This window comes from Cellulomonas sp. plas2, assembly GCF_057221735.1.
In genome coordinates, this window is sequence record NZ_CM170155.1 from 1,794,246 (window position 1) to 1,818,854 (window position 24,609).

General features: G+C 76.5%; 22 protein-coding genes and 1 pseudogene. 8 read left to right on the plus strand and 15 right to left on the minus strand.

The features are described 5' to 3' along the window. Window positions 1-47: 47 nt before the first annotated feature. Window positions 48-614 carry a dihydrofolate reductase family protein gene (locus tag AC2TDM_RS07975; protein WP_484636305.1) on the minus strand — a complete coding sequence of 189 codons (567 nt, stop codon included), beginning with the start codon at window positions 612-614 and terminating at the stop codon, window positions 48-50. A gap of 137 nt (window positions 615-751) precedes the next feature. On the opposite strand from AC2TDM_RS07975, the gene AC2TDM_RS07980 reads away from it, so the two are divergent. Continuing rightward, a complete protein-coding gene (locus AC2TDM_RS07980; protein WP_484636306.1) occupies window positions 752-1,252 on the plus strand; it encodes a GNAT family N-acetyltransferase in 501 nt (166 codons plus the stop codon). Between the two features lie 28 nt (window positions 1,253-1,280). Here the strand turns inward: AC2TDM_RS07980 and AC2TDM_RS07985 are convergent, their stop codons facing one another. Both AC2TDM_RS07985 and AC2TDM_RS07990 read right to left on the minus strand, forming a co-directional pair. Then, window positions 1,281-1,823 carry a hypothetical protein gene (locus tag AC2TDM_RS07985; protein ID WP_308439535.1) on the minus strand — a complete coding sequence of 181 codons (543 nt, stop codon included), beginning with the start codon at window positions 1,821-1,823 and terminating at the stop codon, window positions 1,281-1,283. Next, window positions 1,820-2,629 (minus strand): dihydrofolate reductase family protein, encoded by an 810-nt coding sequence (locus tag AC2TDM_RS07990; protein WP_484636307.1) that lies wholly within the window; start codon window positions 2,627-2,629, stop codon window positions 1,820-1,822. Before AC2TDM_RS07990 ends, AC2TDM_RS07985 begins: the two co-directional genes overlap by 4 nt. Window positions 2,630-2,672: 43 nt before the next feature. Here AC2TDM_RS07990 and zapE point away from each other — a divergent pair, with 43 nt between their 5' ends. Further along, window positions 2,673-3,710, plus strand: coding sequence for a cell division protein ZapE (gene zapE / locus AC2TDM_RS07995; RefSeq protein ID WP_484636308.1), 1,038 nt, complete (start codon window positions 2,673-2,675; stop codon window positions 3,708-3,710). 4 nt (window positions 3,711-3,714) lie between these two features. On the opposite strand, the gene AC2TDM_RS08000 is transcribed toward zapE, so the two are convergent. From AC2TDM_RS08000 to AC2TDM_RS08040, 9 genes and pseudogenes are all read right to left on the minus strand, one after another. After that, on the minus strand, window positions 3,715-3,888 hold the full coding sequence (locus AC2TDM_RS08000) for a hypothetical protein (RefSeq protein WP_484636309.1): 174 nt from the start codon (window positions 3,886-3,888) through the stop codon (window positions 3,715-3,717). 136 nt (window positions 3,889-4,024) lie between these two features. Next, window positions 4,025-5,845: a malto-oligosyltrehalose trehalohydrolase gene (treZ, locus tag AC2TDM_RS08005; protein ID WP_484636310.1), complete on the minus strand. Its 1,821-nt coding sequence runs from the start codon at window positions 5,843-5,845 to the stop codon at window positions 4,025-4,027. After that, window positions 5,842-8,352: a malto-oligosyltrehalose synthase gene (treY, locus tag AC2TDM_RS08010; protein ID WP_484636311.1), complete on the minus strand. Its 2,511-nt coding sequence runs from the start codon at window positions 8,350-8,352 to the stop codon at window positions 5,842-5,844. Before treY ends, treZ begins: the two co-directional genes overlap by 4 nt. Next, window positions 8,349-10,568: a glycogen debranching protein GlgX gene (glgX, locus tag AC2TDM_RS08015; RefSeq protein ID WP_484636312.1), complete on the minus strand. Its 2,220-nt coding sequence runs from the start codon at window positions 10,566-10,568 to the stop codon at window positions 8,349-8,351. Before glgX ends, treY begins: the two co-directional genes overlap by 4 nt. Window positions 10,569-10,721: 153 nt before the next feature. Beyond that, complete coding sequence (locus AC2TDM_RS08020; protein WP_484636414.1) at window positions 10,722-11,825, minus strand: carboxylate-amine ligase; 1,104 nt, start codon at window positions 11,823-11,825, stop codon at window positions 10,722-10,724. A gap of 80 nt (window positions 11,826-11,905) precedes the next feature. Continuing rightward, complete coding sequence (locus AC2TDM_RS08025; RefSeq protein WP_090030805.1) at window positions 11,906-12,703, minus strand: transglutaminase-like domain-containing protein; 798 nt, start codon at window positions 12,701-12,703, stop codon at window positions 11,906-11,908. Between the two features lie 56 nt (window positions 12,704-12,759). Beyond that, entirely contained in the window at window positions 12,760-13,524 is a 765-nt protein-coding gene (locus tag AC2TDM_RS08030) for an amino acid ABC transporter ATP-binding protein (protein WP_484636415.1), read from the minus strand. A gap of 247 nt (window positions 13,525-13,771) precedes the next feature. Beyond that, window positions 13,772-14,605: pseudogene (locus AC2TDM_RS08035) on the minus strand (amino acid ABC transporter permease); the annotation flags it as partial. Window positions 14,606-14,607: 2 nt separating this feature from the next. Next, complete coding sequence (locus AC2TDM_RS08040; protein ID WP_484636313.1) at window positions 14,608-15,549, minus strand: ABC transporter substrate-binding protein; 942 nt, start codon at window positions 15,547-15,549, stop codon at window positions 14,608-14,610. Between the two features lie 231 nt (window positions 15,550-15,780). Here AC2TDM_RS08040 and AC2TDM_RS08045 point away from each other — a divergent pair, with 231 nt between their 5' ends. From AC2TDM_RS08045 to AC2TDM_RS08060, 4 genes are all read left to right on the plus strand, one after another. Beyond that, window positions 15,781-16,932 carry an SDR family oxidoreductase gene (locus AC2TDM_RS08045; protein WP_484636314.1) on the plus strand — a complete coding sequence of 384 codons (1,152 nt, stop codon included), beginning with the start codon at window positions 15,781-15,783 and terminating at the stop codon, window positions 16,930-16,932. A gap of 178 nt (window positions 16,933-17,110) precedes the next feature. Then, window positions 17,111-18,361 (plus strand): uroporphyrinogen-III C-methyltransferase, encoded by a 1,251-nt coding sequence (gene cobA / locus AC2TDM_RS08050; protein ID WP_484636315.1) that lies wholly within the window; start codon window positions 17,111-17,113, stop codon window positions 18,359-18,361. Between the two features lie 119 nt (window positions 18,362-18,480). Then, window positions 18,481-19,575: a uroporphyrinogen-III synthase gene (locus AC2TDM_RS08055; protein ID WP_484636416.1), complete on the plus strand. Its 1,095-nt coding sequence runs from the start codon at window positions 18,481-18,483 to the stop codon at window positions 19,573-19,575. After that, window positions 19,572-20,435 carry a sirohydrochlorin chelatase gene (locus AC2TDM_RS08060; protein ID WP_484636316.1) on the plus strand — a complete coding sequence of 288 codons (864 nt, stop codon included), beginning with the start codon at window positions 19,572-19,574 and terminating at the stop codon, window positions 20,433-20,435. Before AC2TDM_RS08055 ends, AC2TDM_RS08060 begins: the two co-directional genes overlap by 4 nt. A 250-nt stretch (window positions 20,436-20,685) precedes the next feature. On the opposite strand, the gene yidD is transcribed toward AC2TDM_RS08060, so the two are convergent. Next, window positions 20,686-20,964 (minus strand): membrane protein insertion efficiency factor YidD, encoded by a 279-nt coding sequence (gene yidD / locus AC2TDM_RS08065; protein ID WP_090030816.1) that lies wholly within the window; start codon window positions 20,962-20,964, stop codon window positions 20,686-20,688. 139 nt (window positions 20,965-21,103) lie between these two features. Here yidD and AC2TDM_RS08070 point away from each other — a divergent pair, with 139 nt between their 5' ends. Both AC2TDM_RS08070 and AC2TDM_RS08075 read left to right on the plus strand, forming a co-directional pair. Next, window positions 21,104-22,099, plus strand: a complete 996-nt coding sequence (locus AC2TDM_RS08070) for a glycosyltransferase family 9 protein (RefSeq protein WP_373308458.1) — start codon at window positions 21,104-21,106, stop codon at window positions 22,097-22,099. Beyond that, on the plus strand, window positions 22,096-22,629 hold the full coding sequence (locus AC2TDM_RS08075) for a metallophosphoesterase family protein (RefSeq protein WP_239078953.1): 534 nt from the start codon (window positions 22,096-22,098) through the stop codon (window positions 22,627-22,629). The genes AC2TDM_RS08070 and AC2TDM_RS08075 overlap by 4 nt, the downstream gene beginning before the upstream one ends. Window positions 22,630-22,656: 27 nt before the next feature. Here AC2TDM_RS08075 and AC2TDM_RS08080 read toward each other — a convergent pair whose 3' ends face one another. Further along, a complete protein-coding gene (locus tag AC2TDM_RS08080; protein WP_484636317.1) occupies window positions 22,657-23,211 on the minus strand; it encodes a hypothetical protein in 555 nt (184 codons plus the stop codon). Continuing rightward, complete coding sequence (locus tag AC2TDM_RS08085) at window positions 23,208-24,605, minus strand: DUF58 domain-containing protein (protein WP_484636318.1); 1,398 nt, start codon at window positions 24,603-24,605, stop codon at window positions 23,208-23,210. Before AC2TDM_RS08085 ends, AC2TDM_RS08080 begins: the two co-directional genes overlap by 4 nt. Between the last annotated feature and the right edge of the window lie 4 nt (window positions 24,606-24,609).

Consider the following 24,609-nt stretch of genomic DNA (forward strand, 5'->3'; position numbering starts at 1 on the left):
CCGTCGGGTGCTGGACGTGGGGGCGACGCGCTGACCCGCGCCCGGTCTCAGGACGAGGTGCGGACGGCGTAGCGCAGCGCGACGACACCGCTCGCGAAGCGGCGCTCGTCGAGGAGGGCGAGGTCCACGCGGACTCCGCGGGGCAGGGCCGGCTTGCCGCCGCCGACCACCACCGGACTCACGAGCAGCACGACCTCGTCGACGAGGCCGTGCCGGAAGGCCTCGACCGCGACCGTCGCCCCGCCGATGCTGAGGTCCTCCACGGACGACTGCTTCAGCCGGCGCACCTCGTCGGGGTCGAAGGCCCGGACCAGCCGGGTGCGGGCGGTGGTGACCGTCTCCACCGTCGTGGAGTAGACGACCTTGTCGCCCGCGCGCCAGATGTCGGCGTAGTCCCGGACGACCGCGGGCTCGTCGGCGAGCCAGTCGTCGTCCTCCCAGACGCGCATCGTCTCGTACATGCGCCGCCCGTACAGCGACGTGCCGATGCCCCGCTCGTGCTCGTTCCAGAACGCGTGCACGTCCTCGTCGGGCTCCGACCAGTCGAAGGCACCGGTCTCGTCCTCGAGGAACCCGTCCAGCGAGACGTTCGCTGCGTAGACCAGCCTGCCCATGCGCACCTCCGGGACGTCGGCCCCTCAGCGTGCCGCCGGCGACGACGTCCGGGCAAGGTCTTCCCACCGCGCCCCGGGGCCCCCGGTGCGGCGGCACCCCCGTCCCGCGGTCGCCGCCGACGGAGCACACTGCCTCCATGACGTCCCCGTCGTCGTCGGAGCAGGACCTCCTGCGGCCCATGGTCGCGGAGGACGTGGACGACGTGCTCGACGTCCAGGAGCCGGGCGCCGTCCGAGGGCTCGCGGACGTGTTCCCGCAGGACCTGTACCCCTTCCCGCGGGACCACATCGGGCGGCGCTGGCGGCAGGAGCTGCTCGCGCCCGACGTCGACTGCCTCGTGGTCGTCCTCGAGGAGCGGGTCGTCGGCTTCGCGGCCCTGCGCCACGACGAGCTCCTGCACCTCGGCATCGCCGTCGAGCACTGGGGGACGGGCCTCGCGCAGCGCGCGCACGACGCCGTGCTCGCCCGGCTGCGCGACCGTGGCGTGACGCGCGCGTGGCTCACCGTGTACACCGGCAACCGCCGGGCCCGGCGGTTCTACGAGCGGCTCGGCTGGTCCCCGACCGGTGCGACCACCCGCGGGCCCACACCGCCGTTCGCGGAGCTCCTGCGGTACGAGCGCGCCCTCGACGCGTGACCGCCGCGACCGGCGGTGCGGACCGGCGTCAGCCCAGCTCGCTCGTGCCGGCGTAGAGGTGCAGGACGGGGACCTCGAGGACGTCCCGCGCCCGGGAGGCCCAGTCGCGGTGGAACGTGTCCTCGAGCGCGTGCGGGTAGGTCACCACCGCCACCTCGCGCACGCCGCCGTCGGCCACCGCGGCGCGCAGCGCGGGCAGCGGGTCGTCCTCGACGACCGCGCCGCTGACGGGGACGCCCGCGACCTCGAAGCGGGCGACGGTCTCGTCGAGCTTCTCCTGGGCGGAACGACGGGCCGCGGCCTCCGACGGGGTGCGGCCGCGCACGGCGTCGAGCGCCTCGCGCAGCTCGCCGAGGCTCAGCGCGTCGACGAGCGAGACGAGGACGTTGCGCTCGGTGTCCGCCGGCACCAGCACCCGGTACGCGAGCGGCTCGGTGTGCAGGGCGACGAGGTGCGCGACGTCGGCGGCGGTGAGCGCGTCCTCGGCGAGGACGACGACCGTCTCGGTCGGAGCGGTGGCGCCCGCGGCGGGCAGGACGTCGGGGCTGGTGGTGGCGGCGGGCTCGGTCACCCCTCGACCCTACCGAGGGCGTAGCGGGCCAGCAGCACGCCGTCGGCGTGCAGCAGGTGCACCAGCCGCCCCGGCACGACGGGGTCCAGGAACGGCACACCCGCGAGCATCCGCGGCGCGTCCCCCCCGACGAGCTGCGGGCTCAGCGTCAGCGACAGCTCGTCGACGAGCCCGAGCGCGACCATCCGTGCCAGCAGGCTCGGACCGCCCTCGAGGGCGATCCGCGGCAGGCCCGCCGCCGCCAGCGCGGCCACCGCGCCGCGCAGGTCGACGTCGTCGTCGCCGTGCACGAGCAGGCGTTCCGCGCCGACCTCCGTCCGCAGCGTGTCGAGGCGTGGGCAGCCGGCGTGGGTGACGACGTAGGGCCGCGCGTCCCCGGCCAGCAGGGCGTCGGACAGCTGCCCGGACCGGGTGACCACCGCCAGCGGGAGCCCCGGCGCGAACCCGTCCGCCCCCCGCGCGGCGACGAGAGCCTCCGGCAGGTCGAGCGCGCCCGGGTACCCCTCGTCGCGTGCCGTGCCGACCCCGACGAGCACGACGTCGCTCAGCGCCCGGAGCGTCGTGAACACCCGGTGGTCCGCGGCGTCGTTGATGGAGCCGGTGCGCCCGTCCGGGCCGGCGGCCGCCCCGTCGAGGGTGCCGATCATGACCGCCCGCACCCATTGGCCCTCCGGATGCGCCCCGGTGCCGGGGCCGGGCGGCCGGGTCCACAGCGCGCGCAGCGCCGCCTCGGTGGGGTCGGGTCCCAGGCGCGTGCCGGCCAGGTCGGCGGGGAGCAGCACGTCGAGGGCGGGGGGGTCGCTCACGCCCGCGAGCGTAGGGCCGGTGCACGCCGTTAGGCTCCCCGCCGTGACCGCCCGCCTCGTCGACCGCCGTCCCGCCGTGCCGCCGGACCGGCTGCTGGCGGAGATGGTCCCGCCGCGGCACTTCGTCGGGGAGTCGTTCGACACCTACCGGCCCGACCCGGCGTACGCGTCGCAGTCCGCGGCGCTCGACCGGTTGCGTGCCCTGGCCGACCAGGTCCGCGCCGGCGGCTCCGGCGGCGGGCGGTCCTGGTTCCGGCGGTCCAAGCCGGAACCCGTCGCGGTGTACCTCGACGGCGGCTTCGGCGTCGGCAAGACGCACCTGCTGACGTCGCTCGCGCACGCGGTCGGGGTCGACGTGACCGCCTACGGCACCTTCGTCGAGTACACGAACCTCGTCGGGGCCCTGGGGTTCGCGGCGACCGTGGAGACCCTGGCCCAGCGGCGGCTCGTCTGCATCGACGAGTTCGAGCTCGACGACCCCGGCGACACCGTGCTCATGTCGCGGCTCCTGCGGGAGCTCGCCGACCGCGGCGTCGCGCTGGCGGCGACGTCCAACACGCTGCCGGAGTCGCTGGGGGAGGGGCGTTTCGCCGCCGAGGACTTCCTGCGGGAGATCCAGGCGCTGGCCGCCCGCTTCGAGGTCCTGCGCATCGACGGGCAGGACTACCGGCAGCGGCGCACGGTGACGCAGGCACCGGAGGTGGCCCCCGAGGTCGTCGCGCGGGTCACCGCCGCCCGCGCGGACGCGACGTGCGACGACTTCGCCGGGCTGCTCGCGCACCTCGCGCAGGTGCACCCGTCCCGGTACGGCGCCCTGCTGGACGGCGTCGGGCTCGTCGGGCTGACCGGGGTCGCGCCGGTGGAGCGGCAGGACGTGGCGCTGCGCCTCGTCGTGCTCGTCGACCGGCTCTACGACCGCGACGTCCCCGTGGTCCTGGCCGGCCGGGGGACGTCGGAGCTGTTCAGCGCGGAGATGCTGCGCGGCGGCTACCGCAAGAAGTACTACCGCGCGCTCTCCCGCCTCGGCGCCCTCGCCGGCGACGGCGCAGCGCTCGTCGCCGGCCCGGGCCCGACGCCCTGACGCCTCAGGGGTTGAGGTAGCTCACGTGCCCGTCCTTCACGGACCCGGGCCCGGGCTCGGGCTCCACCTCGACGGGCGTGTCCTGGTGCAGGTTCGGCTCCTGCTCCGGCGGGTCGACGAGGCCGTCCGTCGCGGACGCGTGCTGCGGCGGGCGGGAGTCGCTGGTGTCCTCGCTCACGGGGACCTCCTCGGGTCTCGGGTCGGACCGGACCACGCCGTGCGGCCCGCCCTCACGCTAGGACGCCCCCGTTGAGGCCGCACCGCGGCGGGTGCAGGCCCGACGAGGGCGTCCTCAGGAGTACGCGCCTCCGCGCTCAGGCGAGCACGGCCACGGACGACGGCCCCAGGCGCACGGTGCCGTCCTCGGCCACCGACGCCTGGCCGAACGACGCCTGCACCGACAGCGAGCCGGTGCCGGCGAGCGGCACGTCGACCGCCGCGTCCCCCAGGTTCACGGCCACCCGGGCGGTGCCGCGGTGCAGCACCAGCCAGCCCCGGAAGGGCCCGCCGGCCGCGTCCTGGGCGCCCTCGTCGTCGCCGCCCCAGCGCAGGTCGGTCGCCGACCGGTCGCCGGAGCCGAGGTCGTCGACCTCGCGGCGCAGCTGCGTGAGCCGTCGGTACCAGGCGAGCAGCGCCGCGTGCGCGGGCTCCGTCGTCTCGTCCCAGGTCAGCTTGCTCGCCTCGAGCGTCGACGGGTCCTGCGGGTCCGGCACCTCGACGTCACCGCCGTAGATCTCCGCCCAGCCGTGCTCGCCGAACTCCGAGCGCCGGCCCTTGCGGATGGCCTCCGCCAGCTCAGGCTCCGGGTGGTCCGTGAAGAACTGGAACCGGCCGCGGGTGCCCCACTCCTCGCCCTGGAAGAGCATCGGCGTGAAGGGGGAGAGCAGCACGAGGGCCGCCTCGGCGGCCAGCTGCCCGTCCGTGAGCCGCTCGGCGGGGCGGTCGCCGATCGCGCGGTTGCCGACCTGGTCGTGGTCGGAGGCGAACACGACGAACCGGTGGCCGTCCACCTCGGGCGGGACCGGCGCACCCCAGACCTCGCCGCGGAACGTCGACATCTCGCCGTCGTGCACGAAGACGCCGGTCATGGCCTTGCGCAGCGTCGCCGGCGCCCCGAAGTCAACGTAGTACCCGTGCCGCTCGCCCGTGAACAGGGCGTGCAGCGCGTGGTGCACGTCGTCGGCCCACTGCGCCGTCATGCCCCAGCCGCCCTCCGCGGTCGGGGTGACGCTCACCGGGTCGTTGAGGTCGACCTCGGCGATGAGCGACAGCGGTCGCCGCAGCTCCGCCCCCAGCGCAGCGGTCTCGTCGGACAGCTCCGCCAGCACGTGCCGCTCGGAGGTGTCGACGAGCGCGTGCACCGCGTCGAGGCGCAGCGCGTCGACGTGGAAGTCCCGGAACCAGCGGCCCGCGCTGTCCAGGATCCAGCGGCGCACCTCCTCGGAGCCCTCGGTGTCGAGGTTGATCGCCGCGCCCCACGGGGTGTGGTGCGCGTCGGTGAAGTACGGCCCGAACTCGCCCAGGTAGTTGCCCGACGGGCCCAGGTGGTTGTGCACCACGTCCAGGCAGACGGCCAGACCGGCGCCGTGCGCGGCGTCGACGAAGGCCTGCAGCCCGGCCGGGCCGCCGTACGCCTCGTGCACCGCGTACAGGGAGACCCCGTCGTAGCCCCACCCGTGCGCGCCGTTGAAGGCCGCGACGGGCATGAGCTCGACGACGTCGACGCCCAGGTCGACGAGGTGCTCCAGCCGCTCGGCCGCCGCGGCGAAGGTGCCCTGCGGCGTGAACGTGCCCACGTGCAGCTCGTAGACGACGCGTCCGCGCACGTCCCGGCCGAGCCACGCCCCGTCGTCCCACACGTGGCGCGAGGGGTCGAAGACGCGGCTGGGGCCGTGCACGCCCTCCGGCTGCCACGCCGAGCGCGGGTCCGGGCGGGGGTCGCCGCCGTCGAGCGAGAACGCGTAGTCCGTGCCGTGCGGCAGCGGGCCGTCGGCCTCCCACCAGCCGCCGTCGCGAGCGTGCATGGGCCCCGCGGGGTGACCGGGGCCGGCCGGCAGCACGAGGTCCACCCGCTGCGCCGCCGGCGCCCAGACGCGGGGCACGAACCCCGCCGTGTGCGGCGTCACCGTGGTCACGAGGCCTCCCGGACGAGCAGGGCCACCGGCAGCCGGTCCAGCAGCGGGGCGACGGGGACGACACCGCCGGTGACGGGCCGACCGGTGAGCACGTCCACCCAGTCCCCCTCCGGCAGCGCCACGGTGTGCTCGCCCCAGCCGCCGAGGCGGTCGACGGCGTGGGCGAGCCGCGTGGCCACGACGGCGACGCGCGGCTGCCCGTCGACCGTCCGGGCGTAGGTCAGCGTGTTGCCCGACGAGTGGGCCAGCGGCACGAAGCCCGCCCCGGGGCCGGTGAAGGCCTCGGACAGGTCGCGTCGCAGGCGCAGCGCCCGGGACGTGACGAGCAGCTTCTCGTCGGCGAGGTCCTTCGGACCGGCGCCCTCGTCGAGCCGCTCGAGGCGTGCGGCCAGCGCGTCGACGTCCACGGCGCGACGGTTGTCCGGGTCGACGAGCGCGATCGTCGGGACCTCCGTGCCCTGGTAGACGTCGGCGACGCCCGGCAGCGTGAGCTGCACGAGCTTGACTCCGAGCGTCGCGGCGCGCACGGCCGTGGCCGTCCGGGCGACCCACGCGTCCATGAGCTCGACGACGGCCGGGTCGACGACCGCGCGCTCGGCGAGCGAGAGCACCGCACCCTCGTAGGCCTCGTCCGGCGCGGTCCACGTCGTGCGGCTCTTGGCCTCGCGGATCGCCTTCGTCAGGTAGTCCGTCAGCCGGTCGGTGGCCAGCGGCCCCTCGGGCGTCCACGTGCCCGCCAGCGTCTGCCACAGCAGGTACTCCGTGCGGCCGTCGACGAGCGCCGACCGGTAGGAGGCCGTGGCGGTGCGCAGGTGCTCGACGAGCACCCACCACTCGGCGGGCAGCTCGGACAGGACGCCCATGCGCGAGCGCGTGTCCTCGCTGCGCTTCGTGTCGTGCGTCGACAGGGTCGTCATCGCCAGCGGGTGCAGCGCCTGCGCGGTCGACGCCCAGGACAGCAGCTCCGTCGGCGTGAACGCGAACCGCTCGGGCTCGCCCCCCACCTCGCAGAGCGCGACGAGGTGCGCCCAGCGGTAGAAGGCCGTGTCCTCTACGCCCTTGGCCGTGACGGCGCCGCAGGTCTGCTGGAACCGCACGATGAGCTCGTCGCGGCGGGCGTCGCGCGTGCGGCCCGCGGACCCGACCTCGCGGCCCAGCAGCAGGTCGACGACGACGTCCATCGTCGCCTCGCGGTCGGCGGACAGCCGCCGCCGCGCGATGGCCGCCGCGGTCTCCATGACCTCGACCGACTCGCGGTGCGGCGTCTCGCCCGGGACCACGTAGGCGCGGTACCGGTCGAAGGCCACGAGCAGCTCGACGAGGCAGTCCTCCAGCGCGCGCCACGTGTGGTCGCGCAACCGGAGGTCGTCGGCGCAGATCGCGGCGGCGAGGGAGGTCAGGCGGTGCACCTCGGCGAACAGCGAGCCGTCGATGATCTCCCGCTTGGCCTCCTCCACCAGCGCGGGCAGCGCGTCGGAAGTGTCGCCGGTGATCCGGTGCAGCTGCGAGCCCAGGGGGGCTGCGCCGCCCGGGTCCACGAAGGTCTGCTGGATGCGCCACAGCGCGTCGTAGCCCGTGGTGCCGACGGTCTCCCAGTCGGCGGGCAGCTCCTCCTCGCCCGCCAGGATCTTCTCCACCGACACCCAGGCGCCGCCGCTGGCCTCCCGCAGCCGCGCGAGGTACCCCGTGGGGTCCGCGAGGCCGTCCGGGTGGTCGATGCGCAGGCCGTCGAGCGTCCCGTCCTCGAGGAGGTCCAGGACGAGGCGGTGGGTGGCGTCGAAGACGTCGGGGTCCTCGACCCGGATGGCGACGAGCGTGCCGACGTCGAAGAACCGCCGGTAGTTGAGCTCCTCGTCCGCGACCTTCCAGTACGCGAGCCGGTAGTGCTGGGACTCGAGCAGCTGCGCGAGGGGCAGCGCCTCCGTCCCGGCCCGGACCGGGAAGACGTGGTCGTGGTAGCGCAGCACGGGCTGCTCGCCCTCGCCGGGGACGTCCTCCGTGCCGAGCACGAGCTCACCGCGGGCCAGCACGGCGCCGATCCGGTCGCCCAGCACCGGCATGAGGACCGCCCCGTCGCCGGCGGACCAGTCCACGTCGAACCAGTGCGAGAACGGCGACTCCGAGCCGTGCCGCAGCACGGACCAGAGCTGGCGGTTGTGCCACGCGGGGGTGGGCACGGCCATGTGGTTCGGGACGATGTCGAGGATCATCGACAGCCCGGCGCCGTGGGCGGCCTCGGACAGCCGGCGCAGCCCGTCGGCGCCGCCGAGCACGGGCGAGACCTCGTCGTGGTCGACGACGTCGTACCCGTGCGTCGAGCCCGGGGCCGCGGTGAGGATCGGCGAGAGGTACAGGTGCGTCACGCCGAGCGTGGCGTAGTACCCGACGCGGGCCGCGACGTCGTCGAACGTCAGGTCGGCGCCGAGCTGCAGGCGGTACGTGGAGACCGGCACCGGGCGGCCCGGCGCCACGAGGCGCCGGGCCGGGGTGGAGCGCTCGTCGCTCACGCCTGGGCGGCCTTCTTGCGGCGGCTGCGCGCGGGCTTGGTCGCCTGTGCCGCCTCCGTGGCCTGCTCGGCCACGGCCCCGATGCCCGACGCGGACGGCAGCTGGACCGTCGGCGGACGGGTCATGAGCACGAGCGAGCGACCCGTGAGCGACACGGTGTTGCCGGCGTCGACGCCCTGGCCCTGCTCGAGGTTGCTGTCCGTGTCCTCCAGGACGGTCCACCGCTCGCCGTACTCCGCGGGGGGGAGCGTGAACTCGACCTCGTCGGGGTTGGCGTTGAACAGCAGCAGGAAGCTGTCGTCCGTGATCTCCTGGCCGCGTCCGTCGGGCTCGGCGATCGCCTCCCCGTTGAGGAACACGGTCACCGACCGCGCGAGACCCTCGCTCCAGTCCTCGTCGGACATGTGCTCGCCGCTCGGCTTGAGCCAGGCGATGTCCTTCAGCTCGGACTCGCCCCCGTGCTCGGGCGCACCCGCGAAGAACCGGCGGCGGCGCAGCACGGGGTGCTTGCGCCGCAGCGCGACGATCCGCTGCGTGAACTCCAGCAGGTCGGTGTTGCCCGCGTCGAGGTCCCAGTCGACCCAGGAGATCTTGTCGTCCTGGCAGTAGACGTTGTTGTTCCCGTTCTGCGTGCGGCCGAGCTCGTCGCCGTGGGCGATCATCGGCACGCCCTGGGAGAGCAGCAGCGTGGCCAGGAAGTTCTTCCGCTGGCGGCCGCGCAGCGCGAGGATCCCGGGGTCGTCCGTCGGGCCCTCGGCGCCGCAGTTCCAGGAGCGGTTGTGGCTCTCGCCGTCGTTGTTGTCCTCGCCGTTGGCCTCGTTGTGCTTCTCGTTGTAGGAGACGAGGTCGTTCAGCGTGAAGCCGTCGTGCGCGATGACGAAGTTGACGCTCGCGATCGGCCGGCGGCCCGTGTGCTCGTACAGGTCGGACGAGCCCGACAGGCGCGAGGCGAACTCCCCGAGCGTCGAGGGCTCGCCGCGCCAGAAGTCGCGCATGGAGTCGCGGTACTTGCCGTTCCACTCCGACCACAGGGGCGGGAACCCGCCGACCTGGTAGCCGCCGTCGCCGAGGTCCCACGGCTCGGCGATGAGCTTCACCTGCGAGATCGCGGGGTCCTGCTGGACGATGTCGAAGAACGCCGACAGGCGGTCGACCTCGTGGAACTGGCGGGCCAGCGTCGCGGCCAGGTCGAAGCGGAACCCGTCCACGTGCATGTCGTTCACCCAGTACCGCAGCGAGTCCATGATGAGCTGCAGGACGTGCGGGGACCGCATGAGCAGCGAGTTGCCCGTGCCGGTCGTGTCGAAGTAGTGCGAGCGGTCCTCGTCGACGAGGCGGTAGTAGCTCGCGTTGTCGATGCCGCGCATGCTCAGCGTCGGGCCCATGTGGTTGCCCTCGGCGGTGTGGTTGTAGACGACGTCGAGGATGACCTCGATGTCCGCCTCGTGCAGGGCCTTGACCATGCTCTTGAACTCCTGCACCTGCTGGCCCTCGTGCCCGTAGGCGGCGTAGGCGTTGTGCGGCGCGAAGAACCCGATGGTGTTGTAGCCCCAGTAGTTCGACAGACCCTTCTCCTGCAGGTGGGGGTCGTTGACGAACTGGTGCACGGGCATGAGCTCGATCGCGGTGACGCCGAGGTTGCTCAGGTGCTCGATGATCGCGGGGTGCGCGAGGCCGGCGTACGTGCCGCGCAGCTCCTCCGGCACGGCGGGGTGCAGCTTCGTCAGGCCCTTGACGTGGGCCTCGTAGATGACCGACTCGTGGTACTCGTGCTGCGGCGGGCGGTCGTGGCCCCAGTCGAAGTAGGGGTTCACGACGACGGACGTCATCGTGTGGCCGGCCGAGTCGTCGGTGTTGCGCTCGTCGGGGTTGCCGAACTGGTACGAGTACAGCGACGGGTCCCCGTCGATCTGGCCGCTGACCGCCTTGGCGTAGGGGTCGAGCAGGAGCTTCGTCGGGTCGCAGCGGTGCCCCTGCGCCGGGTCGTACGGGCCGTGGACGCGGAAGCCGTAGCGCTGACCGGGCTGCACGGAGGGCAGGAACCCGTGCCAGACGAAGCCGTCGACCTCCCGCAGGTCGACGCGCTCCTCGGTGCCGTCCGCGTGCAGGAGGCACAGCTCCACGCGCTCGGCGACGCTGGAGAAGAGGGCGAAGTTGGTGCCGCTGCCGTCGAAGGTGGCACCCAGCGGGTAGGGACGTCCGGGCCAGATCTGCATGCGGACACCTTGCCAGCGCGGGACCCAACCGGCGCGGGGAGCAGGGCACCACCGGCGGTGATGCACGACTCACCGGCGGACGACGTCCGTGCAAGCGCTTACCGAGGTCAGACGGATGAGGACGGGGCCGCGCCCGGGCGACGGCTCCGCCCGTCAGTCGAGCGTGCGGGAGCAGGCGCGGCGGACGACCTCGTCGTCGCCCGCGCCCTCGGCGCGCCACCGGTGCTGCTCGGCGCTGCCCGTGCCGCGCGCCAGCAGGTCGGCCAGCCCGTCCTCGACGACCGCGAGGTCACCCGTCGCGCGCAGCGCAGGCAGCACGTGGTCCAGCAGACCCTCGAGGACCTCGGCCGCGGGTCGGGGGACCCCGCGCACGGGGCAGACGAGGTCGCCGGTCAGGCCGGCGTGGGCGGACTGCCAGGCGGCGGCCCGCAGGACCTCGGTCTGAACGGGCGGCGCGGCGGCCCGCCCGTCGTCGGCCACGGCGGTGTCCGCGAGGCCGCGGACCAGCGCCCCGAGCAGCGCGGCGTCCCGCGCGTCGAGGCAGACGTCGGCGACGCGCACCTCGACGGTGGGGTAGCGCGCCGAGAGCCGCGCGTCGAAGTAGAGCATCCCGGGGTCGAGGATCGTCCGGGTGGCGAGCAGCGCCTCGGTCACCTCGCGGTAGCCGGCGGCGTCGCCGAAGGCGCCCGTCGGGCCGGCGGTCGGCCAGCGGCCCCACACCTGCGAGCGGAACGAGGCGTACCCGGTGTCGCGGCCGCCGAACCACGGGCTGTTCGCGGACAACGCCAGCAGCACCGCGTTCCAGGGTCGCAGGTGGTCCAGGACGCGCACGCCCTCCTCGTCGTCGGCCACCCGCACGTGCACGTGGCAGCCGCACGTGAGCTGGTCCGCGGCGGTCTGCCCGAAGCGCGCCTCGATCTCCAGCGAGCGCGGCTCGGGCACGACGGTGGCGTGCACCTCCTGCGGCGCCGTGCCGAGGGCGACGACGTGGGCGCCCGCGCGCTGCGCGGCCGTCTCCGCCCGCAGCCGCCCCGCCCGGAGCTGCTCCAGCAGCTCACCGACCTCGGCGCACGGCGGCGTGGAGGTCTCGATCTGCTCCTGGGTGAACTCCTTCTCCAGGTCCCCGCCCGGGCCGGGGGAGTGCTCGGCACGCCCCTGCTCGGCCTCCCGGGCGTGCTCGAGGGCCAGGACCGCGCCGGCGACCGCCGTCGGTCGCCCGCCCGGCGTCACCAGCAGGTACTCCTCCTCGACGCCCATGGTCCGCACGCGGGGCAGTCTGCCGCCGGGGACGCCCTGGGCGCGAGCGGTGCGCGGTGCCCGCGCCCCGGCCGACCGGGTCAGCCGAGCGCGACGAGCTGCGTGACGTCGTCGTCGGGCAGGACGTCGACGACGGTGGTGACCGCGAGCTCCCCGAGGAGGGCCACCCCGTGGTGGACGGAGAGGAAGGCCGTGTCGGAGGCGTCGCGGCCGGTCGCGATCCGCACGAGGGTGCTCCGCGGCGCCAGCGTGGTGGCGTCGACGACGTGCCAGGCGCCGTCCACGAAGGCCTCGGCGACGGCGTGGAAGTCCATGGGGTCGAGCCCCGGCGCGTAGACGGCGACCAGCCGCGCCGGCACGTCGAGGGCGCGCAGCAGCGCGACGACGAGGTGCGCGTAGTCGCGGCACACGCCCTGGCGGGCCAGCAGCGTGCGCACCGCGCCGTCCGTCGGCAGGCTCGCGCCGGGGACGTACGCGAGCTGCGTCCCGACCCAGGAGCTCACCGCCGCCAGGAGGTCGGCGCCCGACAGCCCGCCGAAGTGCGCGCGGGCGGTCGGGCCCAGCGTGTCCGACTCGCAGTAGCGGCTGGGGCGCAGGTAGCGCAGGAGGTCCGCCCGCTCGACCGGGGCCGGCTCGGCGCGCCCCGTCACGCGGGCGGTGTAGTCGAGGCGCAGCTGCCCGACGGGCGCGTCCAGGACGTGCCACCGCGTGCCGTGCTCGACGACGAGCTCCTGCGGCTCGACGGGGTGCCCGTCCACGGTCAGGTCCCACGTCTCGTCGACCGTCAGCCCGGCACCGCGCGCGACGGCCAGCTCGAGGACGAGCGTGGCGGGCCGCTGCACGTCGAGGGTCAGGTGGGCGGTCACGTCGCGCTGCATGCCGCCAGTCTCGTCGTCGCGGGCGGGGGCGGCCGGGCGGCGGGGTGTGACGTGCGTCAGAGCACGCGGGCCAGGAAGTCGCGCGTGCGCTGCTCCGTCGGGTCGACGAGCACCCGTTCCGGCGACCCGTGCTCGACGACGACGCCGTCGGCCATGAAGACCGCCTGGTCGGCGACCTCCCGGGCGAACCCCGTCTCGTGGGTGACGACGACCATCGTCATGCCGCTGGCCGCGAGGTCGCGCATGACGCCCAGCACCTCGCCGACGAGCTCGGGGTCCAGGGCGGACGTCGGCTCGTCGAACAGCATGAGCTCGGGGTCCATCGCCAGGGCACGCGCGATCGCGACGCGCTGCTGCTGGCCCCCGGAGAGCTGGGCGGGGTAGTGGTCGGTGCGGTCGGACAGGCCGACGCGGCCCAGCAGCTCCAGCGCCCGCTCGCGCGCCTGCGCCTTCGGCCTGCCGAGCACCTGCACCTGCGCCTCGACGACGTTGCCCACCGCGGTCATGTGCGGGAACAGGTTGAAGCGCTGGAAGACCATGCCGATGCGCGAGCGCTGCCGGGCGACGACCTTCGGGTGCAGCCGGAACAGGGTCGGCGTCCCGCGCCGCACGCCCTCGCGGTAGCCCATGAGCTCGCCGTCGACGCGGATGGCGCCGGCCTGGATCTCCTCGAGCTGGTTGATGCAGCGCAGCGCGGTGGACTTGCCCGAGCCCGACGGGCCGAGCACGACCGTGACCGTGCCGCGCGGGACCTCGAGGTCGATGCCGCGCAGCACGTGGGCATGCCCATACCACTTGTGCACGCCGGTCATGCGCACCATGGGCACGTCCGTGCCGGTGCCCGTACCCGTGGCCGTGCCCACGCCGGTACCCGTGCTCACACGCCACCTCCGGCCGGGCGGCCCATGTCGTCGTTCGGCCCGGGCTCCGGCGTGGTGCCCGCGGCGTTGATGGCGCCCTGCCGCCCCCCCGTGCCGGGCGGTGGCTGTCGAACCCGCGGCCGTAGTACCGCTCGATCCGGGACTGCCCGACCATGAGCACGCTCGTGATCGCGAGGTACCAGATCGCGGCCACCAGCAGCAGCGGCACGGGCTGGAACGTGCGGTTGGCGATGGCGTTGGTCGCGAAGTTCAGGTCGAGGGTGAACGGCACGGCCAGGACCAGCGAGGTCGTCTTCAGCATGGAGATCGTCTCGTTGCCCGTGGGCGGCACGATGACGCGCATGGCCTGCGGCAGGACGATCCGGCGCAGGATCCGGCCCTCCTTCATGCCCAGGGCGCGCGCGGCCTCCGACTGCCCGGGGTCGACGCTCTGGAGGCCCGCGCGCACGATCTCCGCGAGGTACGCGGCCTCGTTGAGGGCCAGGCCGAGCAGCGCCGCGCGGGAGGCCGTCACCAGGTCCTGCGTGTCGAAGGAGACGAAGGACGGGCCGAACGGCACCCCGAGCGAGATCTGCCGGTACAGCACCGACAGCAGCCCCCAGAACACGAGCTGGGTGTAGATGGGGGTGCCGCGGAAGACCCAGATGTACGTCCAGGACACCCCGCGCATCACGGGGTTCTCCGAGCGGCGCATGATGGCGAGCAGCACCGCCAGCACAACGGCGATCGCCATCGACCCGACCGTCAGCCACAGGGTCCACCCGACGCCGCGCAGGACGTTGGGGTGGAACAGGTACTCGGCGACCGTCGGCCAGGCGAAGGCCGGGTTGGTCACCAGGCCGTGGACCACCATGGCGGCGAGCACCGCCACGACGGCCGCGGACACCCACCGGCCCGGGCGCCGGACCGGGACCGCACGGATGCGCTCCGGCTCGGCCGACGCCCCGGCCGACGCCCCGGCCGACGCCCTGCCGGGCGCCCCGGGGGCGCCGGCGGGTGCCCGCGCGCCGTCGACCGCCATCGTCAGTCGACCGCGGGGTTCAGCTCGGCCGTCTCGACCGCGCCCGCGTCGTTGCCCCACGCGGCGAGGATCTCGCCGTAGGTGCCGTCGTCGATGAGCGACTGCAGCGCCGCCTGCACGGCCTCGGTCAGCTCCGCGTCGTCCTTGGCGACGACGACGCCCTGCGGGGCGGAGGCGAACACGTCGCCGAGATGCTCGAGCTGGCCGCCGGTCTGCTCCACGGCGTAGGCGATGATCGGGGAGTCGGCCCACATGACGTCCGCACGGCCGCCGACCAGGGCCGTCGTCACGTCGCTCTGCGCCTCGAACCGCAGCGGCTCGACGGGGTTCCCGGCCGCCTCGCACTCGGGGATGAGGGTCGCCTCCATCTCCTCGTCCTCGACCGTGCCCGTCTGCACGCCGACGACGAGCCCGCACAGGTTATCCGGGTTCACCCCGTCGGGGTTGCCCGCCGGCACGGCGTACGCCTCGCCCGCCTCGAAGTAGCTGATCATGTTGACCTGCTCGAGGCGCTCGGCGGTGATGGTGAACGACGACATGCCCACGTCGTAGCGCGAGCCGATCGCCGGGATGATGCCGGTGAAGTCGGCGGGCTGGACGTCCGCCTCGAGGCCGAGCCGGGCGGCGACGGCGGTGATGAGGTCCACGTCGTAGCCGACGACCGTCGTGCCGTCCTCGTCGATGTACTCGGCCGGCGCGTAGGAGGCGTCCGTGCCGACGACGAGCGTGCCGGCCTCGGCGACGTCCGCGGGCAGCAGGGCCGCCAGCTCCTCGTCGGCCTCCACGCCCGAGACGTCGAAGCCCGTCGACGAGCCCGCGCCGGCGCCCGTGCCGGAGCCGGCGCTCCCGGACGCGGCCGGCTCGGCGGCCTCCTCACCGCTGCACCCGGCCAGGAGCAGCGAGGCCGCGAGGGCGGAGGCGAGGACGAGGGGAGCGGAGCGCACAGGTTCCTCCAGGGTCCGGCGGGGCACCGGGCGGTGGGGTCGGACCCGCGGCGGACCGGGGCCCGACGCGGTCGGGTCGGGGGCGTCGCCGGGCCCGGCCGACGCCGGAGGGGCACGCTAACGACCGGATGTTACGCGTGGGTGTCCCGGCCCGGGTGCGCGTCCCGTGGGCGCGGACGAGAGTGGTGTCACGCCGCCCGGTGCGGGCGCGCGCCCCACTCCGGAGGACCCATGCCGCCCGTGAACCCCCTCGACCCGCGCGACGACGGGCAGCACCACGCCGACGGCTCGGCTGACGACCGCCCGGCGGAGGGCACGGCGGAGGGCACGCCCGCCGGCGCCGAGGACGCGCGCGACGACGAGCGCCCCCTCGTCCGGCTCGCGGCCGCCCCCGGTCCCCGCGGCGTCGCGGTGGTCACGGGCGGCTCCGCCGGTCTCGGCCGTGCCATCGTGCGCCGCCTGGCCGACGAGGGGTGGGACGTGGCGGTCCTCGCCCGCGGCCGGGCAGGCCTGGCGGGTGCGGTGGAGGACGTGGCGGCCCGTGGCCGGCGCGCGCTGGCCGTGCCCACCGACGTGGCGGACCACGCCGCCGTGGACCGCGCCGCCGACGAGGTCGAGACCGTGCTCGGGCCCATCGGGCTGTGGGTCAACAACGCGATGACGGGCGTCTTCGGCACGTTCCTCGAGGTGGAGCCCGAGGACTACGAGCGCGCCACCGCGGTGACCTACCTCGGCTTCGTCAACGGCACGCGGGCCGCGCTGCGGCGGATGGTGCCGCGCGACGAGGGCGTCGTCGTGCAGGTCGGCAGCTCCTTGGCGTACCGGGGCATCCCCGCCCAGTCGGCCTACTGCGGCGCCAAGCACGCGATGGTCGGCATGACGGAGTCCGTCGTCGCGGAGCTGCTGGGCCAGGGCAGCCGGGTGCGCGTGTGCATGGTGCACATGCCGGCGCTCAACACCCCGCAGTTCTCGTGGCTGAAGAACCTGCTGCCGCAGCACGCCCAGCCCGTGCCGCCGATCTACCAGCCCGAGGTCGGGGCGGCCGCCGTGGCGCACGTCGCCCGGCACCCGCGCCGCTCCACCTGGGTCGGGGTGAGCACGGTCGGCACGATCCTCGGCAACCGCGTGGCCGCGCCGCTGCTCGACCGGTACCTCGCGCGGACCGGCATCTCGGGCCAGCAGGTCGACCTCCCGCCCACGGACCTCGGCCCGAACCTGTACGAGCCCGTGGGCGGTGACCTCGGCGCGCACGGGGAGTTCGACGACCGTGCCGCCACCAGCAGCCCCCAGCTGTGGGCCACGCAGCACCGGGGCGTGCTCGCAGGAGCCGGTGCCGCTGTCGCCGGGGCGGGTGCGCTCGCGCTCGCGCTCGCACGGCGGTGACGTCGCGCGGACGTCCGCCGGGGGGAGGCCTCACAGGGTCGCCCCCCGTCCTGTGCGGACCACGTGACCCGCCCGTCACCTGCGGCGTCGTCCGCCCGAAACACGGACTCCCTACTCTGGCGCCGCCCCGGGCCGCGATAGTGGTCCCGTCGGACCGGGCCGAGGAGGGGGAGGTCGCATGACGACGTTGCTCGGGCTGGAGCTCGCCGGCCGTCGCGTGCTCGTGGTGGGCGGCGGCCCCGTCGCCGCGCGCCGGGCCGAGGCGCTGCTCGCCGACGGCGCCGAGGTCCTCGTCGTCGCCCCGGAGCTGTGCGAGGCGCTGGCGCAGGTCGTGCGTGCCGGCCGCGTGACGTGGCGCGCCGAACGGGTGCGGCCGGAGCACCTCGACGACGCGTGGCTGGTGCACACCGCGACGGGCGTGCCCGCGGTCGACGAGGCGGTCGTCGCCTGGGCCGCCGAGCGCCGCACGTTCTGCGTCGACGCCGGGGGCGGCGACCGGCCGGCCGCCGGCACGGCCCGCACGCCCGCCACGGCACGCCGCGACGGCCTGCTCGTCGGCGTCGTCTCCACGGGCGGCGCGGACCCGCGGCGCTCCGTGGCCGTCCGCGACGCGCTGCTCGGGCACCTCGACACGGGCGCGGTGGACCTGCGCCGCCGCCGCGGCCCGCGCCCCGGGCAGGGGCGCGTCGTGCTCGTCGGCGGCGGGCCGGGGGACCCCGGCCTGCTGACCCGGGCCGGCCGTCGCGCGCTGGCGGAGGCGGACGTCGTCGTCACCGACCGGCTGGGCCCGGTCGCCGTGCTCGACGAGCTGCCGCCGGGCGTGGAGGTCGTCGACGTCGGCAAGCGGCCGGGGCACCACCCGGTGCCGCAGGCGGAGATCGGCCGGCTGCTCGTCGACCGCGCGCTCGCGGGACACGTCGTCGTGCGGCTCAAGGGCGGCGACCCGTTCGTGTTCGGCCGCGGTGGCGAGGAGGTCGTGGCCTGCCGCGAGGCGGGCGTCCCGGTCGAGGTCGTCGCCGGTGTCAGCAGCGCGCTGGCCGCGCCGACCGCGGCGGGCATCCCGCTGACCCACCGGGGCACGGTCGGCGCGTTCCTGGTGATGAACGGCCACGACGGGTGGTCGGAGGCCGCGCTGACCGGGCTGCGCGAGGAGACGTGCACCGTCGTCGTGCTCATGGGCGTCGCGGTGCTGCCCGAGCTCGTGGCGGGGGCCCTGGCCGTGGGCGTGGCGCCGGACCTGCCCGTCGCCGTCGTCGAGAACGCCACCCTGCCGGGGCAGCGGGTGACGCGCTCGCGGCTCGACGCGGTCGTGGCGGCAGCGCAGGACGGGCGCGTGCACGCGCCGGCCGTCCTCGTCCTCGGGCGGGTCGCCGCGGAGGGGCTCCTCGACGGGGCCGTCGCCGCCGCCGGCGTCACGATCGCCTCGTGAGCGCCGTGACCACCGGGACCGCGAGCCCGGAGTCCGTGGCCCCGGCCCAGGGTGGCCCGGACCGCCTCGCCGACGACCCCGCGACGACGGCGGCCGATCGTGCGGCCATCGACCAGACCCTGGCGGGCTGCGTCGTGCTCGTCACGGCCGACCGCCGGGCGGGGGAGCTCGCGGCGGCGCTCGCCCGGCGTGGCGCGACGATCCGGCACGCGCCGGCGCTCGGGATGGTGCCCCACATCGACGACGCGGCCCTCGTCGCCGCGACGCGGGACCTCGTCGCCGACCCGCCGGACACCGTGGTCGTCACCACGGGCATCGGGTTCCGCGGGTGGGTCGAGGCCGCGGACGCCGTCGGCCTGGCCGAGGGGCTCGTCGCCACCCTGCGCGGGGCGCGGATCATCGCGCGCGGCCCGAAGGCGCGGGGCGCCATCCAGGCCGCCGGGCTCACCGCCGACTGGGTGGCCGAGTCCGAGACGAGCGCCGAGATCGCGGAGGTGCTGCTCGACGAGGGCGTGGCCGGCCGCGACATCGCCGTCCAGCACCACGGCGCCGGCGACGACGGGCTCGACGCCGCCTTCAGCGCGGCCGGCGCCCGGGTGCGGTCGCTCGTCGTGTACCGCTGGGGTCCGCCGCCGGACCCCGCGGTGGTCGCCGCCTCGGTCCGCGCCACCGCGGCGGGGGAGATCGACGCGGTCGTCTTCACCTCCGCCCCGGCCACCGCGGCCTGGCTCGCGGCCGCCGACGCCGCGGGCGTCACGGACGGGATCCTGCGGCGCTCGGCCGAGGGGGGCCTCGTGCTGGCGGCGGTCGGGCCCGTGACGGCCAGGCCGCTGCTCGAGCGCGGGGCGCAGCCCCTCGTGCCGGACCGCGGCCGGCTCGGCTCGCTCGTGCGCGCCGTCGTCACCCACTACGGCGGGCTGGAGGCGCTGCGGACCGTCGCCGGACCGCTGCACGTGCACCGCAACGCCGCCGTCCTCGACGGGCACGTGCTGCCCCTGACCCCCTCGGGCCTGGAGGTGCTGCGGCTGCTGGCCCGCGCCCGCGGACGCGTCGTCGCCCGGGAGGAGCTGCTGGCGGTGCTGCCCGGCGCCTCGACGGACGGCCACGCCCTCGACGTGGCCGTCGCCCGGCTGCGCGAGGCGACCGGGAGCCGCACCCTGATCCGCACGGTGGTCAAGCGCGGCTACCGGCTCGAGCTCGAGGAGACCCCGTGACGTCCCGCACCACCCCCGCCCCGCCCGTGCTCGTCGGGTGCTCGCACGGTACCGACGACGCGGAGGGGCGGCGCGCCATCGCCTCCGTCCTCGACGCGGTCCGCGTGGCGCGGCCGTACCTCGACGTGCGGGAGGCGTTCGTCGACGTGCAGACGCCCGAGGTCGCCGACGTGGTGACGGGTGCCCTGGCGGACGCCGACCGCGCGGTGGTGGTCCCGCTGCTGCTGTCCGTCGGGTTCCACACGGGCGTCGACATCGCGGGGGCCGTCGACCGGCCCGGCGCCGCGGCGGCGGCCCCGCTGGGGCCCGACGAGCGCCTCGTCGACGTGCTCGTCGACCGGCTGACCGGCGCCGGGCTGGGGCCCGACGACGCGGTCGTGCTCGCGGCGGCCGGCTCGAGCGTGCCGGCTGCGGCCGCGGCGGTGCAGGAGGTGCGGGCCGCGCTGGCCCGGCGGCTGGGGCGCGAGGTCGCCGTCGGCTACGGGGCGGGGGCCGAGCCGCGCGTCCCGGACGCCGTCGCGGCGGCGCGGGCCGACCTGGCGCCCGGCGGGCGGGTCGTCATCGCGTCCTACCTGCTGGCGCCCGGCTTCTTCCACGACCGGCTGCTGGCGGCCGGTGCCGACGTCGTCAGCGACCCGCTGGCACCGGACCCCCGGCTGACGGCGGTCGTGCTCGACCGATTCGACGCGGCGGCGACGGGTCTCGTCGGGCAGGTCGAGAGCACGGCGGCGGCGGCAACGGCGGCCGACCGGCGCCGGACCGGCCGGCGGCGACGGGCGCGCCGCGCGCTGGTCCCGCTCGTCGCCGGAGTGGCGGCCACGGCGGCGCTCGTCGGGATGGGGCGTCGCACGGAGGGCTGATCCGAGCAGGGGCCGTCCGGGGGCAGATCCTGGGCCGATCGGGGGACCTCCGTCCCTCAAGAGAGGGCCTCCGGTGGCCGACGGTGAGGGCATGAGCACCACAGCCACCCCCGCCCTCGGCCGGACACTCGCTCGCGCGCTGGAGCAGACCCGCACCCGCGGTGACGCCGACGAGGAGCTCCCGCCCTTCTGGGACTGACCGCCCCACCGGCGCCGGCACCGGCACCAACACGGGCTGCCGGCGCCGCCGTCAGAAGCGGAACGGGATGGGGATGCCGCCGCAGCAGCACACCCCGCGCACGTCACCCGCCTGCAGCAGGCGGAAGGCCTGGGCGCACGCGGCGAACCGCACGACCGTCGGGACGACCGACCGGACGACGCCGCGACGGCGCACGTAGCCCTCGACGGCGCCCGAGCAGGAGTCCCCGCCGTGCGCGAGCCGGTGGGCGCAGGCCCCGTGCTTGCGCGGGGACAGGTGCCGGCGGTAGGCCTCGATGCCCCGGACGGTCAGGCGGGCGGCAGGTGTCATCCTCCGACGGTACGGGTCCCACCGCCCGGCGCCAGCGGGGGCGACGCCCGGCGCGGGGCGGGTGACCGCCCTAGCATCGCCGCGTGCTCGCAGCCCTCCTCCTCGCCGCCGCCTGCCCGACCGTCCCGGGACCCGGCGCGTGAGGCGGCTCGGTCCCGCGGACGGCACCCCGGAGGTCGTGGCCGTCCGGACGCTGAAGATGGGCGACCTGCTCGTCGCGGTGCCCGCCGTGCACGCCCTGCGACGGGCCTTCCCGGGGCACCGCCTCGTCCTGGCGGTGCCGGGGTGGCTGGAGGAGCTCGTCGACCTCGTCGGCGGCGTTGACGCGCTGCTGCCGGCGCGCGGGCTGGACGGGCCGCTCGACCTGCCGCCAGGGCGCGCGGACGTCGCCGTGAACCTGCACGGCGACGGCCCCGACAGCCGCGGCGTCGTGGCGGCCCTGGGCGCGCGCCGCACGCTCGGCCACCGGGGTCCGGGCACGGAGGACGGACCACCGTGGCGGCACGGCATCCACGAGCGGGAGCGCTGGGCGCGGCTGCTGCGGGGGCACGGCATCGACGCCGACGCCGCCGACCTGGGGCTGCTGCCCCCGACGGTCCCGTCGCCGCGGCCCGGGGCGACGGTCGTCCACGTGGGGGCGTTCCACGGTGCGCGGCAGTGGCCGGTCGAACGCTTCGCGGCGGTCGTGCGGGCGCTGCGCGCGCGGGGCGACGAGGTCGTGCTCACCGGCAGCGCCGCCGAGGCGCCCCGGGCCGGTGCGGTGGCCTCGGCCGCGGGGCTCGACGAGCGGCACGTCCTCGCGGGGGCTCTCGGGCTCGGCGCGCTCGCCGCCCTCGTGCACGACGCCGCCCTCGTCGTGACCGCCGACACCGGCGTGGCCCACCTGGCGTCGGCGTACGGCGTGCCGTCGGTCGTGCTGTTCGGTCCCGCCCCGCCGGAGGAGTGGGGGCCGCCCGCGGACGGGCCGCACGTCGTGCTGACGGACGCCCGGGTGCGCCGGGGGGAGACGTTCGCCGACGACCCGGATCCCGCGCTGCTGGCCGTCGGGGTCGAGGACGTCCTCGCCGCGGCCGACGCGCTGCGGGGCGTCCCGGCCCGTCGGCGCTACCCGGTCCTGCCCGCGGGGGTCGCGTGAGCGCCGGTCCGCTGCGGCTGCTGCTCCTCGCCGACACCCACGTCCCGCGCCGCGCCCGTGACCTGCCGGCGCAGGTCTGGGCTGCGGTCGACGCCGCCGACGTGGTCGTGCACGCGGGCGACTGGGTGGACGTCGCGCTGCTCGACGCGCTCGAGGAGCGGACGGCCGCCGGCGGCGCGCGCCTCGTCGGGGTGTGGGGCAACAACGACGGCCCGGCGCTGCGCGCGCGGCTGCCGGAGGTGGCCCGGGTCGACCTGGACGGGCTGGCGCTGGCCGTCGTGCACGAGACGGGTCCCGCCGCGGGCCGCGAGGCGCGCTGCGCGGCGGCGTACGAGGGCGCGGACGTGCTCGTCTTCGGCCACTCCCACATCCCGTGGGACTCGACGGCCGCGACGGGCCTGCGCCTGCTCAACCCCGGCTCGCCGACCGACCGCCGCCGGCAGCCCACCTGCACCTACGTGACGGCGTCGGTGACGGGCGGGCGCCTGGCCGACGTCGCGCTGCACCACCTCCCGCCGCGGGCGCACTGACGGGCGGTCGTCGCCCGGCGCGGGGGGTCAGCGCCGGGCCGTCACGAGCGCCAGTCCCCCGAGGGCGAGGACCGCGCCGAGCGCGGCCGCCGTGCTCGGCGGGCGGTCGCCGAGCAGCGCCGCGAGCACCGCGAGGGCCTGCGCCCCGACCTGCACGACGAGCAGCCGGCGCACGAGGCGCGCCAGGAGGAGCCGGTCCACCACCGCGCGCGCCGGGACCGCGGCGGCCGTGCGCAGCGCGACGAGCGCGACCGGCACGAGCAGGACCAGCGCGTGCAGGCGCGGCCCCTGCACGGGTCCGGCGAGCAGCACGCCGACCAGGACGCCGCCGAGCGCCACGCCGACGAGCAGCGCCGAGGGCCGCACCGCCACCGCGGCGCCGAGCAGCAGCCCGACCGCGAGGAGGCGCCCGCCGCCCGCGGGCACGAGCGCGACCGCCAGCGCGAGGGCGAGGCCGCCGGCGGCACGCAGGAGCCAGGCCGGCACGAGCCCCGGCACCTCGACCCGGACGGCGTCGTCCCGGCCCGCGCGTGCGTCCCGTCCCACGGCGGCGTGGCGGCCCGCCGCGCCGTCCCCGCTCACCACTTCATCCCCGAGCCGCCCGGCGCGGTCGCGGGGCTCACGCCCGCGCCCGGCCGCCCCGTCGCGCCGGGGCGGGGCCGCAGCCGCGTGAGCGCCGCCAGCCGCGCCGCGCGCGCACCCGCCGCGTCGGCAGCAGGACCGTCGACGGACCAGGCCACGAGCTCGACGCCCGTGCGGACGAGGGCGGCCAGGCGGTCCTCGCGCTCGAGCAGCACGAGGCGCAGCGCGGTGCGCACCGCGGTGCTCCGGGGGCGCGGGACGGGCAGCACGTCGACGGCCACGACGCGGTGCCCCGCGCGCCGCCAGCCGTGCGCGAGCCGGGCGGCCTCGTCGTCGAGGAACGTGGACAGGACGACGACGAGCGCGCCGGCGGGCACGTGCGGTGCGCGGCGCCGCGGGGCCGGACGGTCCTGGGGGGCCGCCGCGGCGAGCCGGCGGACGAGCCGCTGCAGGTGCCGGCGCCCGCCCCCGGCGGGCACGGGCCGGCCGTGCCGGCCCAGGTCCTCGAGCGCGACGCGGTCGCCCTGCTCGAGGTACCGGCGGGCGAGGGCCGCCCCGGCTGCGCGGGCGACGTCCAGGGAGGTGCGCACGTCGTCGGGCACCGGGAGGACGCCGGACCACGTCGCCGGGTCGGGGCCCACCTCGTCGCGCGAGTCCAGGACGAGGACGACCGAGGCCTCGGCCGTGGCCAGGCTGCGCCGCACGTGCAGCTCGTGCACGACGCCGCCCGTGGCCGCGCTGCGGCGGACGGTCGTGCGCCAGTCCACGCGCCGCAGCCGCTCGCCGGGCTGCCAGCGCGCGACGTCGAGGGGGTCGGTGCCGTGACCGGGGCGACGGTCGTCGTGCGGGCCCGTCGCGCCGCGCAGGCGCCACGGGAGGGGGGCGGCGGGCAGCAGCGCGACGGCGGGCAGGACGAGGACCGGCAGCGGCTGGCCCGCCACGGGCCCGGAGGCCACCGCACCCTCCGTCCCGAGGGCGAGGGCGTCGGCGGCGAGCAGGGGGTGCAGGCCCGTCCGGGCGGTACGGGCCCGGACGGGCACCTCCGTCCGCGCCGCGTCGAGGAGCAGGTGCCGTTCGCCCGGCCCCCGCAGCCGGACGTGCACCGCGTCGGTGCCCGCCGGGACGGCGAGCGCGAGGCGGGCGGGCACCTCCGCGCCCGCCGTCCCCTCGTGCCCCGCGGTGACCTGCGCACCGGGCGGGAGCGACGGTCGTCGGACGAGCAGCCCCCACGCGCCGTGCGCGAGCGGCGGGACGGCGAGCACGGCGAGGTCCGGGCGGCCGGCGAGCACGGCGACGAGCGCGGCGCCGACGCCGAGCGCGCTCGAGGTGCGGGCCCAGGTGGTCGAGCCCCAGGCCCCGGGCGACCCCCCGCGCGCCCCGGTCGCCGTGCTCACGTGG

What these genes read in the sequence shown, in the direction of transcription:
- AC2TDM_RS07975 (WP_484636305.1), bottom strand. Translation starts at nt 614, where the DNA reads ATGGGCAGGCTGGTCTACGCAGCGAACGTCTCGCTGGACGGGTTCCTC.
- AC2TDM_RS07980 (WP_484636306.1), top strand. Translation starts at nt 752, where the DNA reads ATGACGTCCCCGTCGTCGTCGGAGCAGGACCTCCTGCGGCCCATGGTC.
- glgX (WP_484636312.1), bottom strand. Translation starts at nt 10,568, where the DNA reads ATGCAGATCTGGCCCGGACGTCCCTACCCGCTGGGTGCCACCTTCGAC.
- AC2TDM_RS08020 (WP_484636414.1), bottom strand. Translation starts at nt 11,825, where the DNA reads ATGGGCGTCGAGGAGGAGTACCTGCTGGTGACGCCGGGCGGGCGACCG.
- AC2TDM_RS08025 (WP_090030805.1), bottom strand. Translation starts at nt 12,703, where the DNA reads ATGCAGCGCGACGTGACCGCCCACCTGACCCTCGACGTGCAGCGGCCC.
- AC2TDM_RS08030 (WP_484636415.1), bottom strand. Translation starts at nt 13,524, where the DNA reads ATGGTGCGCATGACCGGCGTGCACAAGTGGTATGGGCATGCCCACGTG.
- AC2TDM_RS08045 (WP_484636314.1), top strand. Translation starts at nt 15,781, where the DNA reads ATGCCGCCCGTGAACCCCCTCGACCCGCGCGACGACGGGCAGCACCAC.
- cobA (WP_484636315.1), top strand. Translation starts at nt 17,111, where the DNA reads ATGACGACGTTGCTCGGGCTGGAGCTCGCCGGCCGTCGCGTGCTCGTG.
- yidD (WP_090030816.1), bottom strand. Translation starts at nt 20,964, where the DNA reads ATGACACCTGCCGCCCGCCTGACCGTCCGGGGCATCGAGGCCTACCGC.